This is a genomic window from Amycolatopsis sp. SID8362 (genome assembly GCF_010550475.1).
In the GTDB taxonomy this organism is placed as follows: domain Bacteria; phylum Actinomycetota; class Actinomycetes; order Mycobacteriales; family Pseudonocardiaceae; genus Amycolatopsis; species Amycolatopsis eburnea.
The window spans coordinates 1-235 of record NZ_JAAGNB010000291.1; the positions used below are offsets into that span (position 1 = coordinate 1).

At 77.9% G+C, this 235-nt stretch carries 1 pseudogene; it reads right to left on the minus strand.

The window, feature by feature from the left end:
* Window positions 1-235 (minus strand): annotated as a pseudogene (locus tag G3I65_RS09180) (sensor histidine kinase); the annotation flags it as partial.

The window sequence follows — 235 nt, forward strand, 5'->3', positions numbered from 1 at the left end:
GGCGGCCGGGCGCCAGGCGTCGACGCGCTCGGCCAGCACGGACGCGAGGTCGCACGCCTCGTCGGCACCGCCGGCCGCCACGCGCGTCGCGGTGCTCTCGGCGAGCGCGAGCGCCAGCAGTCCGTCGAGGAGCTTCTCCAGGCGTTCGACCTCGGCCACGGTGGCGCGGTAGGTGGCGCCGTCGCCCTCGACCTGGTGGGCGAGCGAGTCGACGCGCAGCCGCAGCGCGGCCATC